The following is a 12,291-nucleotide window of genomic DNA, read 5'->3' as shown; positions in this document are numbered from 1 at the left end:
TCCAAAAACGCAGGCTGTGGGACCAGTCACAACATATTAGACGAAGCAGATAGCAAAGTCGGTGTCGTTTCTGATCAGCACCAACAACCCCTAGTGCGACGCCCACCCCACACGTAAAGTCAGTAGATACAAGGAATATCGACACTTCCTGAAGCGTAAGGAGGACCCCTCCCCCATGACTGCCGTGATCCGCGCCCATCATCTGAAGAAAAGGTACGGTCAGCACCTCGCGGTTGATGATATTGACCTGACTGTGCGCCAGGGCTCCATCTTCGGTCTGGTCGGCCCCAATGGCGCAGGCAAGACCACGATTCTGCGCATGCTTGTTGATGTCATCCGCCCCACCGACGGCGAACTCACGGTACTGGGCGAGGTTCCACGCCACTCGGATGCACGGTTACGTCAACGCATCGGTTATCTGCCCGGCGAATTAAAACTCAACACCCGCGTCACCGGAAAAGCACTGCTTAAACAACTGGCTAAGATCAGCGGCCCGGTGGATGAGGCTTTCACCGCCACACTCGTCGAACGCCTCGGCCTTGACCTGACCCGCCCGGTGCGTGCGCTGTCCAAGGGCAATAAGCAGAAGATCGGCCTGGTGCAGGCCTTCATGCACCGTCCCGAACTACTCATCCTCGATGAACCCACCAGCGGCCTCGACCCCCTCATGCAGCGCGAGTTCCTAGGCCTGGTCCGCGAAGCCCGGGACCACGGCCAGACAGTGCTGCTCAGCTCGCATATACTCAGCGAGATCCAGCACACCGCCGATGAGGTCGCCGTGCTCGCCGGCGGCCGGATCGTAGCCAACAACGACGTCTCCTCCTTACGCCTGGCCGGCGTCTCCCACCTGCGAGCTGTGCTCGCCGGAGCGCTTATCGACGACCTCCTCACCCACTTCGCCACCATCCCCGAACTGCACGCCATCCACGCAACCCCCGCCCCGGACCACACCGTCAGACTCAGCGCCAATATCCAGGGCGATATCGATGCAGTGATCAAAGCCCTCGCCCACTACCAGGTACTCACACTCTCCATAGAGGAACCTGACCTGGAAGAGTCCATCCTCAACCTCTACTCCCCCAAGGCGACCAACGATGCCTAACGCACCGATCTTCCTCCGCAGTGTTGTGAGCAGCTGGCGCGGACTATTGAGCTGGGCCGTGGCGATCATCGCCGTGCTTATTCTGTATCTCCCGCTGTATCCCTCCATGAATACACCCGAGCTCAACCAGATGCTCAACAACCTGCCCACCGAACTCGTGCAGGCCCTGGGTTATGAAGAGATCTCCTCCGGCGACGGCTACACCCAGGCCACCTTCTTCGGATTGCTCGGTTTTGTCCTCATCACCATCGCGGGCATTTCCTGGGGTGCCGCCGCCATCGCCGGTAATGAAGAATCAGGACAACTGGAACTGACCCTGGCCCATGCCGTGGGGCGAGTTCAGTACGCACTGGAATCCGCTGCTGCCCTGATAATGAAGATCCTGTTGCTCGGGGTGGTCACCTTCGGTGGAATCTCCCTGCTCAATGAGCCGTCTGAACTGGGCCTGGACGCCGGTAATCTGCTTGCTGTCACCCTGGCCTGGATGGGTCTGGGGTTGTTCGCCGGCACCATCGCACTTGCCGCGGGTGCCGTGACAGGCAGGCGGATGTGGGCCATCGGCGCTGCTTCAGGCGTGGCGGTACTCGGTTATGCCTTTGACGCCCTGGGCAATACGAACCAGAACGTGGAATGGCTACAGCCTTTCTCCCCCTATCACTGGGCCTTCGGCAATGCGCCCCTGAGCATGGGTTTCGACTGGGTCGGCTTGGCTCTGTTGTGGGGATTGAGCGCAGTCCTCGTTGCGGTAGCTGCCTGGGCTCTGGCCCGGCGCGATATCACGGGTTAGCTTGCCCTAGCGGAACTCGGAAGGAATTAACTCTGAATGCCAGGACCAGACAGGGCTGGATTCAATATCTTTAAGTCTGGCATTCGGAAAATCCACCCGGAAGGCGTGAATTTGCTTCAGGAAGTTGATGAGCTCCTCCTGGTTGTAGTTCAAGCACGTGTCTGTGATGCGCAGTGCTGTCCACCCTAGAGCTGCTGCGTGGTTGTTCTTCCATCGATCAAGAATGAACTGATCACCATTCGATCCACCGTGATAATGCCAACTGTCCAGATCAATCAGCACCCACAATCCCCGGATGCATACGTCCCACTTGTATCCGCCGATCGATATGTTCTGCTCAGTTATGAAACCATGACGTTGCAGCAGGCTAACCAGCTTGACCTCCAGCTCACTGTCCGTACCGGTTATGGCCACCATAAGAAAAGCCGAAAGCTTCTGACCTGAACGTGCCCCCAACTGGGAGAGCTCTTGGTGGAGACGCCGAGTTCCCAGATCGCCCCGGTAATACTGCTCAACGGCCTGGTGCAGATACCGATTAGCAAGGCTCGCGTCGTCCAAACATGTTGCGATCGCATCGATCAACGTCACCCGCATCGCATCCGGCATACGGGAGCTGCGAATTCCCCTGACATAATTACTCTTCAGATCAGTTCGAGACGTGGCTGGCATCCGGACCGTGATCGGAATGCTCAGGGGGCGATCCAGATAGGACTCGATTGCAGAGCGGCCATCCAGCGCCACCTCCCTTCGGTGTTGCCTCACCGCCGCCCACACCAAGCTTCCTGTCGGCGTGCCCATGATGTACATGCCCCGGAATATCCGGGTGATTTTTCGATCCTTCACCGCGGTATCGATCTGCCGGCGGGTCTTGCCGGAGTTAATCAGTTCTTGATAGGTCCAAATTTTCTGTGCCATATCCAAGTCGGACTGTTTTGAGAGGACGTTTGGTTCCATTCTTTGCTCATGCCGTGCATAACGTCACAAGATTTCAACCAAAAGGGTGTGTTTTCACTGAAATCTTGTGACGTTATGCACGTCGGCGACCCCGGAGACCAAAAAGACCACCCTCCATGAGGAGGGTGGTCTTGAGTTGTGCCCGGGGGGGGACTTGAACCCCCACGCCCTTGCGGACACTGGCACCTGAAGCCAGCGCGTCTGCCATTCCGCCACCCGGGCGGGTGTTGTTTTTGCGACTTATCTAAGATAGCACGCACTCCTGCGGGAATACCAAATCGGCAGCTCAAACCCTATTTCAGCGTTCACAACAAACCTATAAAGATTTGCTGGTGGGCGGTTCAGCCTATAACTTCTTCGGTCCGCACCCTTATAATGACGCTATCGTGCGCTTGCCCCACCGAGGCAATAGATAAACCCTGTATGAAGTTTTAAGTCACAGGGTGGGACAAACGCATGTCCTTAGGCGTTTCTACCTATTGAATACACATTTATCTTGAAGGAGGTCGCACCAATTGGCTGGTTCTGGTCGAGTGGCTAATGCGATGAACAGTCTGGCAAAGCTGGACAGTTCTTTGCAGCGCGGCCTGGATAATGCGTTGGCGTTTGTCTTTCGGGGCCGTGTTGTCCCAGCTGAGCTTGAGGAACTGCTCAAGCAGGAGGCTGAGGATAATGTGGTTCACACGGCAGACGGTTATGTTGAGGCACCGAATGTGTTCAAGGTGTCTGTGAGTCCCAATGATTTTTCGAACCTCCTGGAGACTTCTCCGGGTCTGGCTGGCCGTTTCGCTGATCAGATGATGAGGTTCTGTAGGAATAACGATTGGTCACTGGCCGGTCCGGTGGTTGTGTTGATCGCTGAAGACCAGGCGAGGCACACGGGCCAGTTGAAGTCTGATTCGGAGAAGGATCCGGATCCGGAGTTGAACAGTGGTTTCCTGCCTATGGACGGTGATGGTGTCCTGACTGTCACAGAAAGCGAGTCAAAGAACATGTCTGACGATTCCCCTTATTCCGGTACTGAGTTTCTGCCCGCACAACCCGCGGGTCGCCCATTGGCACAGGGAGTGCCGCAACAGCCCCCGGCGGATGCCAACCGCCATAGTGTTCCGCAGTCCTCCGGGCCTGTGGTGTCACTGCTGCTGCAGGATGGTTCCAGCCGCACCTATGTGGTGAAGGAGGGTTCCAACATCATTGGCCGCAGTAATGATGCTGATCTGCGTCTTCCGGATACGGGTGTGTCCCGTCAGCATGCTGAGATCACCTGGGATGGGCGGGATGCGATTCTGGTGGATCTGAAGTCGACCAATGGCACCACCGTCAATGACACCCCGGTGGATAATTGGTTGTTGGCTGATGGGGATGTCATCACGGTGGGACATTCAAGTATCGAAGTACGTATTGTCAGCCCGTAACGGGAGAGGTTGAGTATGGATTCGCTGGTCCTTCTGGGGTTGCGCGTGGCACTGCTGGTGGTGCTGTGGCTGTTTGTGGTCCTGGCATTGAGAGCAATGAAGAATGACCTGAAGGTCGTGGGGGCTGCGTCGACAAGCACGTCGGTGGCCGCTCCGCAGGGCCTTGCGCGCGCCTTCAACCGTTCCTCCCCGCCGCGTCTGCTCACCGTCATTGAAGGGCCGCTCGCCGGCTCCTCGATGGAGGTGGCGGATGACATGGTGCTTGGTCGGAGTATGGACTGCACGTTCGTGGTGGGGGATGATTATGCTTCCGGCAGACATGCACGGATTTTTAAGCGTGGGTCGGAATGGTTTGTGGAGGACCTGGATTCCCGCAACGGCACCTTCGTGGGTGGTCTGAGAATTGACCAACCTGAGGGGGTCGAGGTGGGGACGGATATTCGTATTGGTCGAACAACGGTGAGGCTTGTGCCCTGATGCTGAAACTTGATTTTGCCGTGGCCTCGGACCGCGGGCTGGTGCGTGCCAACAATGAGGATTCCGCTTATGCGGGGCCCTTCATGTTGGCGTTGGCTGATGGAATGGGTGGACACGCTGCTGGGGAGATCGCCTCGCAGCTGATGATCAACCATCTGCGGACGCTGGACACCTACCCGGGTGACAATGACATGCTCGCCCTGATGGGCATGGTCGCCGATGAGGCCAACGCCGCCATCGCTGAAGGTATCCGCGAGGATGCCACCCGTGATGGCATGGGCACCACCCTGACCGCCATGATGTTCAACGGCCGGGAACTGGCCTTGTGCCATGTGGGTGACTCCCGCGGTTATATGCTGCGCGATGGCAACCTCACCCAGCTCACCGTGGATGACACGTTCGTGCAGTCGCTGGTGGCCGAGGGCAAACTCGACCCCGAGGATGTGTCCACCCACCCGCAGCGTTCGCTGATCCTCAAGGCCTACACCGGTCACCCGGTTGAGCCGACCCTGCTGACTTTCGACGCCCGGGTGGGCGACCGCGTGCTGTTGTGCTCCGACGGACTGTCCGATCCCGTCACCCACTCCACCATTGAGGAAACCCTCCGCCTGGGCACCCCGGAGGAGGCAACCCAGCGTCTGGTGGATCTAGCTCTGCGTTCCGGCGGCCCCGACAATGTCACCATCGTGGTGGCCGATGTGGTGGAGGTAGCCGGTGATGACCCAGCAGTGGGCACCGCTGCCGCCGTCACCGCCGGCGCTCTCAACGGTGACCAGCCGGATATCGCCCGCCCGGATACCGCCGCAAGCCGTGCCGCCGCCATCTCCCGTGAACCCAAGACCATTGATCCGGTTCCGGAGATTGAACAACCACCGGAGAAATCCTCCCGCAAGCTAGGTGCACTGGTCGTAGCCCTGATCGTCCTCATCGGTGTAGTCGCCGCTGGATGGTGGGGCTACAACCGTATCAACACCACCTACTTCGTTGCCGCCGGCACCGATGACACCATCACCGTGGAACAGGGTGTGGATTACCGCGTCTTCGGAGTTGATCTCCACGAACCGTACAAGGTGGCCTGCATCGACCGCGATGGCGAACTGACCCTGTTGGATGACTGCACCACCGATCCCCCATTCACCGTGGATGATCTCCCGGAAAGCCTCCGGGGCAGCATCGAGGGGTTGCCGTCAGGATCCTATGACGAGGTCCAGGCGCAGATGCAACGCCTTGCGGGACAGGCACTGCCTGCCTGTGTGAGTACACAGGAGGGCGGATTCCGCGACAGACCAGGAGTGAACTGCAGGGAGGTGTCATGAACGTTGTAGAGAAATTGAAGATGCGCCGCACCGAGATGTGGTTGCTCATGCTGGCCACCCTGGTGGTGGCTGTCATGTTCGTGAGCCTCGAGCTGGCCATGGGCAACGAGCTGGATTCACAGATCCTGATCCTCATCCTGGGTTACATGGGTGTGCTGGTGACTGCCCACCTGGCCATGTGTTTTGTGGCCCCCTTCGCTGATCAGATCATGTTGCCGGTGGTGGCCGTACTCAACGGTATCGGCCTGGTGATGATCTACCGGCTCGACCTGGCCACAGGTTTCTCCACCGTGAACAGCCACCTGATGTGGACCTTCATCGGTGTGGCCCTGATGGTGGTGGTGCTGCTGATCCTGCGTGATTACAAGGCATTGTCCCGCTATTCCTACCTGCTGGGCATCGTGGGCATTGTCCTCCTGGCGCTGCCCCTGGTGTGGCCGCAGCCCGCCAACGTGGAGGCCCGCATCTGGATCTGGTTGGGACCGTTCTCCATCCAGCCGGGTGAGTTCTCCAAGATCCTCCTCCTGCTCTTCTTCGCGCAGTTGCTGGCCACCAAGCGTGCCCTGTTCACCGTTGCTGGTCGCCGCTTCCTGGGCATGGATTTCCCACGTCTGCGCGACCTGGCCCCCATCCTGGTGGTGTGGGCCCTGGCCATCCTCATCATGGCCGGCGCGAATGACTTCGGCCCCGCCCTGTTGTTGTTCTCCACCGTCCTGGTGATGGTGTACCTGGCCACGGGGCGTGGCTCCTGGCTGCTCATCGGCGCCGTGCTGGTGGCCGTGGGCGCCTATGCGGTGTACCAGGTCTCCGGCAAGATCCAGGAACGTGTACAGAACTTCCTGGACCCGGTGGCTCACTATGACACCACCGGTTATCAGCTCTCGCAGTCCCTGTTCGGGATGAGCTGGGGTGGCATCACCGGCACCGGTGTGGGCCAGGGTTATCCCAATATGGTGCCCGTGGCGCATTCAGATTTCATTCTGGCAGCCATCGGCGAGGAGATGGGTCTGATCGGCCTGTCCGCCATCATCATCCTGTTCGGTGTGCTGGTTACCCGCGGCATGCGCACCGCCATGGCCACCCGCGATACCTATGGAAAGCTCGTGGCCTCCGGTCTGTCCATGACCATCATGATCCAGGTGTTCGTGGTGGTTGCGGGCATCTCAGCACTCATGCCCATGACCGGACTGACCACCCCGTTCATGTCCCAGGGTGGTTCCTCACTCATGGCCAACTACATCCTGGTGGCCATCCTGCTGCGGATCTCCGACAGCGCACGTCGTCCCGCCATCATGCGGGCCCGTGAGGAAGCCGACAGTGCGGAGGGCGTCACGGTATGAACAAGTCCATCCGCATCACCTCTCTCTTCGCCCTGATCCTCATCGTGGTCCTGTTGGGCAACCTCACCTGGATCCAGGGTTTCCGCGAGGATGACCTGGCCCAGAACCCCCTGAACAACCGTGCCTTCCTGGAGACCAAATCCACCCCGCGTGGGCAGATCTCCGCGGGTGGCCAGGTGCTGGCGGAGTCCTATGAAGATGCCAACGGCTACTACCAGCGCCAGTATGTCACCAGCCCGGAAGCCTTTGCCCCGGTGCAGGGCTATCTGTCCGATATCTATGGAGCAGCAGGTCTGGAATCCGGTTATAACTCAGTACTCAACGGCACGGACTCCTCACTGTTCACCTCCCAGTGGTTGGACGTGATCTCAGGCAACTCCACCCGCGGTGCCAATATCGAGCTCACACTTGATCCGACCCTGCAGGAAACCGCCTATAACCAGCTGACCAACAATGGTTATGAGGGCGCTGTGGTGGCTCTGCGCCCCAGCACCGGTGAGGTGCTGGCGATGGCGTCCTCCCCCAGTTTTGATCCCAATGACATCGTGAACCCCGCCACCGCGCAGGACGCCTGGGCTGAGTACACCTCCGATCCGCAGGCTCCGCTGCTCAATCACGCCACGCAGGAATCACTGCCACCGGGATCGATCTTCAAGATCATCACCACCGCAGCAGGTCTGGAGAACGGTTACACCCCGGACTCCTCCGTGACCGCCGCGGCCGCAGTGACGCTGCCTGGCACCAACACCACCCTGACCAACTACGCCGGTCAGGCCTGCGCGGGTGGTGGCACCACCACCCTGCAAACCGCTTTCGCCCTGTCCTGCAACACCGCATTTGTGGAGATGAGTGTTGATGTGGGTGCGGATGCCCTGCGTGACTCCGCCGGTGATTTCGGTGTGGGCAGGAACTACGATCTGGGTATCCCCAATGTCAGTGGTGGCCTGGGAGACCTCCCGGATGATGCCGCCCTGGGTCAGTCCTCCATCGGCCAGCGCGATGTGGAGATGAATGTTCTCCAGGCCGCCGTCATGGCCGCCACCGTATCCAACGGTGGTGTCCGCATGGAGCCCTATCTGGTATCCAAGGTGACAGCTCAGGACTTGAGCGAGCTGTCCACCCATGATCCGGAGTCCGATGGTGGCATTGAACCTGAGATCGCTGAACAGCTCACCGAGCTGATGAAGGCCTCCGAGCGCAACACCTCGGGATACACCGGAGCGGATATCGCCTCCAAGACCGGTACTGCCGAACACGGTGGTGAGGGCACCCCTCCGCACACCTGGTACGTGGCCTTCGCCGATGATGTGGCCGTGGCCGTGCTCGTGAAAAACGGTGGTGGGTTCGGAACCGGCGCCACCGGTGGTGCCGTGGCCGCCCCCATCGGCCGTGCCGTATTGCAGGCCTCAGGGGGCCTGAACTGATGAGTTTCCCCGACTCCACAGGAAAAGACCGCCTACAGAACCTGATCGGACCGGATTACCGGCTGCAGTGGATCGTGGGCCACGGCGGGATGTCCACCGTGTGGTTGGCAGATGATGTGGTCAATGACCGCGAGGTGGCACTCAAGGTTCTCCGACCGGAGTTCTCCGATAACCAGGAGTTCCTCACCCGCTTCCGCCAGGAGGCGCAGGCCGCGGAGAACATCCATTCCGATCATGTGGTGACCACCCATGACTACCGTGAGGTGGCGGATCCGGCGGGGCACACCTTCTGTTTCATCGTCCTGGAATATATCCGTGGCGAGTCCCTGGCGGACATGCTGGAGCGCGAAGGCACCCTCCCTGAGGAGCTGGCGCTCGATGTGATGGAACAGGCAGCGCACGGGTTGTCGGTGATCCACCGGATGGGTCTGGTGCACCGCGATATCAAACCGGGCAACATGCTGGTTACGGCCAATGGCATTTTAAAGATCACGGACTTCGGTATCGCCAAGGCGGCTGCCTCTGTGCCGTTGACCCGCACGGGCATGGTGGTGGGCACGGCCCAGTACGTCTCCCCGGAGCAGGCTCAGGGCCATCAGGTCACCCCCGCCAGCGATGTCTATTCCCTGGGTGTGGTGGGTTATGAGATGCTCGCCGGCAGGCGCCCGTTCACCGGGGATTCCTCCGTGTCGGTGGCGATTGCCCACATCAATGAAGCACCTCCACAGATGTCTACCACTATCAGCGCCCAGGCCAGGGAACTCATCGGCATCGCCCTGCGCAAGGATCCCGCCCGCCGGTTCGCTGATGGTAATGAACTCGCACTCGCGGTTTCTGCGGTGCGCCTGGGCCAACGCCCACCGCACCCGCGCACGGAAGCGGTGCAGGCGGTGGCGGTGGCGCCGTCGCCAAGCGCATCAACCGCCATGCTGGGCCAGGTGGCACGCCCCACCACCGTGGTACCCACCGCGGAGCCGCGCGGTTCAGGTGTGGGGATCGGGTTGTTCATTGCGGTGCTGCTGGCGGTTATCATTGGTGCTGTCATCTATGCCGGTGCCACCGGAATGCTGTTCGGTGACTCTGAGGAGACCACCACCCCGGCGACCGTGACGCAGACGATCACCCCGGAGGAGGCCACACCTGAGGAACCGCAGGTGGTCACACCACCCCCGGTTCAACCGTCACCGCAGCCGATTCCGACGCAGAATGAAACATCACAGCCGGAAACACCGACTAGCCAGGAGGAGACCACCAGCCCCACCTCACCAACCCAGACGACCGGGACAGGGGGACCAGCCGAACCCACTGCACCCGGAACCCCCGGGGTCCCAACCGGCAACCCCACCGGCCCCGGTGGTCCAACAGGGCCGGGCGGTCCCGGTCAGCAGAATCCAGGAGCACCTGGGGAGACCCTCTCCCCTGCGGATGAACTGCTGGTCTCGCTCGATGAATTATTGAACGTTGGAGGAAACCCGTGAGCTTTGTGATCGCTGATCGCTATCAGCTTGGCTCCAGCATCGGTTCCGGTGGCATGAGCGAGGTATTCTCCGCCACCGACATACTCATCGGCCGCGAAGTGGCCGTGAAGATGCTGCGCAGTGACCTGGCCAAGGACGCCAACTTCCGGGAACGTTTCCGCCGTGAGGCACAGAACTCCGGCAAGCTCAGCCACTCCTCCATCGTGGCTGTGTTTGATACCGGCGAGGTGCACCGCGATGACATCTCGGTTCCCTATATCGTCATGGAACGTGTCCATGGCCGCGACCTGCGGGATATCATCCGTAACGACGGCGCCTACACCCCCAATCAGGCCGCCACCATCATGATCCCGGTGTGCCACGCCCTGCAGTCCTCACACGAGGCGGGCATTGTGCACCGCGATGTGAAACCCGCCAACATCATGATCACCAACACCGGTGGCGTGAAGGTGATGGATTTCGGTATCGCGCGCGCCCTGGATGATTCCACCTCCGCGATGACCCAGACCTCCGCGGTCATCGGCACCGCTCAATACCTTTCCCCAGAGCAGGCGCGCGGCAAACCCGCCGATGCCCGCTCAGATGTCTACGCCGCCGGTTGCGTCCTCTACGAACTGGTCACCGGCCGGCCACCTTTTGAGGGCGAATCCCCCTTCGCCGTGGCCTATCAGCATGTGCAGGAGGACCCGACCCCACCGTCGGAGTACATCCCCGACCTCTCCCCCACCGCAGCCCTCAACGTGGACGCGGTGGTGCTCACCGCCATGGCCAAGCACCCCGCCGACCGCTACCAGACCGCCGCGGAGATGGCCGCTGATCTTGAACTGCTCTCCCGCAACGCGGTCTCCCGCGCCGCGCGTGCGCACGTGGAAAAACCCGACGAACCGGTGACCCCGGCCCCCATCCCAGTTGCGCCGACCCGGGTGGAACCGCAACGCTTATCCACACCCACCCCGGCCACCATTCCTGCCAGAGAGAAAAAACGTGGATCACCCATTCTGACCACCCTCGCCATCGTGCTCACCCTCGGCGTGATCGGTGTGGCCGGTGCCTTCACCTATGACTTCATGACCAACAGCTCCACCGCCAGCACCCAACAGATCCCCAACATCGTGGGTCTGCCGGAGAACGAAGCCGTCCTGGAACTGCGCAACCTCGGCTTCGAAGTCGTGGTGACCACCGAACCCAGCCCCGATGTCACCGAGGGCCTGGTCATCCGCACCAGCCCCAACGTGGGCTCTGAAATCCGTGAAGGCGCCACCGTCACCCTGACCATCTCCACGGGACGCGAAATGGTCCAGGTCCCCGACCTGGAGGGACTCCCCCTCGAGGAAGCAACCCGTCAGCTCGAGGCCGCGGGACTGGTGCTCAACCAGTCCATCCGTGAAGAAACCTCCGATGACTACGCCGCCGGTTCCGTGACCGAACAGAACCCACCCTCCGGTGAGGAAGTCAGCATCGGATCCACCGTGACCCTGACCATCTCCACGGGTGCATCCCTGGTGCGTGTTCCGGTGATCGACGGCATGCAGTGGTCACAGGCGCAGAGCAATATCACCACGCTGGGTTTCATCCCGGACCTCCGCTACGTGGACAGCAGCCAGCCGGAAGGCCAGGTCCTTTCCATAAGCGGACAGGGCACGGAATTGGCCAAGGGTTCCACACTCGTGGTGGAGATCTCCAACGGCATGCTCATCCAGATGCCTGACCTGGCGCGTCTGAATATCTCAGCTGCCGAGGACGCGCTCCGTGACGCCGGTTGGACCGCACCGGCTGAGTCACTGTCCGTTGGTGATCCGATCCCCACTCCAGCCCTGGTGGACCAATCACGCATCGGTTTCCAGGAACCCGCCCCCGGTGACACGATCCGTAAGGATTCCGTGGTGACAGTCAGGCTCTACCAATTTGATCTGACTGCACTGGTGCCTAATCCATAGGCCGGTGCAGCTGTACCGCTACCCGGCTACCGGGAACACAACTGGTACGTTAAGCTCGAGA

At 60.6% G+C, this 12,291-nt stretch carries 10 protein-coding genes and 1 tRNA gene; 9 read left to right on the top strand and 2 right to left on the bottom strand.

Translation table 11 applies throughout. The annotated features are described in order from the left end of the window. The first annotated feature begins 175 nt into the window (after nucleotides 1–175). On the top strand, nucleotides 176–1,102 hold the full coding sequence (locus CFAEC_RS00175; RefSeq protein ID WP_290277692.1) for an ABC transporter ATP-binding protein: 927 nt from the start codon (nucleotides 176–178) through the stop codon (nucleotides 1,100–1,102). Beyond that, the gene (locus CFAEC_RS00170) at nucleotides 1,095–1,889 is read left to right on the top strand and encodes an ABC transporter permease subunit (protein ID WP_290277690.1); all 795 of its coding nucleotides are present in this window, start codon (nucleotides 1,095–1,097) and stop codon (nucleotides 1,887–1,889) included. Before CFAEC_RS00175 ends, CFAEC_RS00170 begins: the two co-directional genes overlap by 8 nt. Before the next feature lie 6 nt (nucleotides 1,890–1,895). On the opposite strand, the gene CFAEC_RS00165 is transcribed toward CFAEC_RS00170, so the two are convergent. Beyond that, nucleotides 1,896–2,804: a putative endonuclease domain-containing protein gene (locus CFAEC_RS00165; RefSeq protein ID WP_290277687.1), complete on the bottom strand. Its 909-nt coding sequence runs from the start codon at nucleotides 2,802–2,804 to the stop codon at nucleotides 1,896–1,898. Nucleotides 2,805–2,982: 178 nt separating this feature from the next. Beyond that, a tRNA-Leu gene (locus CFAEC_RS00160) sits at nucleotides 2,983–3,065 on the bottom strand. 293 nt (nucleotides 3,066–3,358) lie between these two features. Between CFAEC_RS00160 and CFAEC_RS00155 the strand changes: the two genes are divergently transcribed. Genes CFAEC_RS00155 through pknB form a run of 7 tightly spaced genes read left to right on the top strand, consistent with a single transcriptional unit; the run spans nucleotide 3,359 to nucleotide 12,230 of the window. Continuing rightward, nucleotides 3,359–4,258 (top strand): FHA domain-containing protein, encoded by a 900-nt coding sequence (locus CFAEC_RS00155; protein ID WP_435384242.1) that lies wholly within the window; start codon nucleotides 3,359–3,361, stop codon nucleotides 4,256–4,258. A gap of 15 nt (nucleotides 4,259–4,273) precedes the next feature. Then, the gene (locus CFAEC_RS00150) at nucleotides 4,274–4,735 is read left to right on the top strand and encodes an FHA domain-containing protein FhaB/FipA (RefSeq protein WP_290277685.1); all 462 of its coding nucleotides are present in this window, start codon (nucleotides 4,274–4,276) and stop codon (nucleotides 4,733–4,735) included. Next, the gene (locus tag CFAEC_RS00145; protein ID WP_290277683.1) at nucleotides 4,735–6,051 is read left to right on the top strand and encodes a PP2C family protein-serine/threonine phosphatase; all 1,317 of its coding nucleotides are present in this window, start codon (nucleotides 4,735–4,737) and stop codon (nucleotides 6,049–6,051) included. Before CFAEC_RS00150 ends, CFAEC_RS00145 begins: the two co-directional genes overlap by 1 nt. Next, entirely contained in the window at nucleotides 6,048–7,391 is a 1,344-nt protein-coding gene (locus tag CFAEC_RS00140) for an FtsW/RodA/SpoVE family cell cycle protein (protein ID WP_290277681.1), read from the top strand. The genes CFAEC_RS00145 and CFAEC_RS00140 overlap by 4 nt, the downstream gene beginning before the upstream one ends. Next, nucleotides 7,388–8,815: a penicillin-binding transpeptidase domain-containing protein gene (locus CFAEC_RS00135; protein ID WP_290277679.1), complete on the top strand. Its 1,428-nt coding sequence runs from the start codon at nucleotides 7,388–7,390 to the stop codon at nucleotides 8,813–8,815. Before CFAEC_RS00140 ends, CFAEC_RS00135 begins: the two co-directional genes overlap by 4 nt. Next, nucleotides 8,815–10,293 (top strand): serine/threonine-protein kinase, encoded by a 1,479-nt coding sequence (locus tag CFAEC_RS00130; protein ID WP_290277677.1) that lies wholly within the window; start codon nucleotides 8,815–8,817, stop codon nucleotides 10,291–10,293. The genes CFAEC_RS00135 and CFAEC_RS00130 overlap by 1 nt, the downstream gene beginning before the upstream one ends. Next, nucleotides 10,290–12,230 carry a Stk1 family PASTA domain-containing Ser/Thr kinase gene (pknB, locus tag CFAEC_RS00125; RefSeq protein ID WP_290277675.1) on the top strand — a complete coding sequence of 647 codons (1,941 nt, stop codon included), beginning with the start codon at nucleotides 10,290–10,292 and terminating at the stop codon, nucleotides 12,228–12,230. The genes CFAEC_RS00130 and pknB overlap by 4 nt, the downstream gene beginning before the upstream one ends. Nucleotides 12,231–12,291 lie beyond the last annotated feature (61 nt).

This window comes from Corynebacterium faecale (assembly GCF_030408735.1).
GTDB lineage: Bacteria > Actinomycetota > Actinomycetes > Mycobacteriales > Mycobacteriaceae > Corynebacterium > Corynebacterium faecale.
The sequence above is the reverse complement of the archived record's forward strand: the minus strand, read 5'-3'. Positions and strand labels throughout refer to the sequence as shown.

Bases quoted from the DNA above. Each gene is read 5' to 3' on its own strand.
- CFAEC_RS00175 (WP_290277692.1), top strand. From the start codon at position 176: ATGACTGCCGTGATCCGCGCCCATCATCTGAAGAAAAGGTACGGTCAG.
- CFAEC_RS00170 (WP_290277690.1), top strand. From the start codon at position 1,095: ATGCCTAACGCACCGATCTTCCTCCGCAGTGTTGTGAGCAGCTGGCGC.
- CFAEC_RS00165 (WP_290277687.1), bottom strand. From the start codon at position 2,804: ATGGCACAGAAAATTTGGACCTATCAAGAACTGATTAACTCCGGCAAG.
- CFAEC_RS00150 (WP_290277685.1), top strand. From the start codon at position 4,274: ATGGATTCGCTGGTCCTTCTGGGGTTGCGCGTGGCACTGCTGGTGGTG.
- CFAEC_RS00145 (WP_290277683.1), top strand. From the start codon at position 4,735: ATGCTGAAACTTGATTTTGCCGTGGCCTCGGACCGCGGGCTGGTGCGT.
- CFAEC_RS00140 (WP_290277681.1), top strand. From the start codon at position 6,048: ATGAACGTTGTAGAGAAATTGAAGATGCGCCGCACCGAGATGTGGTTG.
- CFAEC_RS00135 (WP_290277679.1), top strand. From the start codon at position 7,388: ATGAACAAGTCCATCCGCATCACCTCTCTCTTCGCCCTGATCCTCATC.
- CFAEC_RS00130 (WP_290277677.1), top strand. From the start codon at position 8,815: ATGAGTTTCCCCGACTCCACAGGAAAAGACCGCCTACAGAACCTGATC.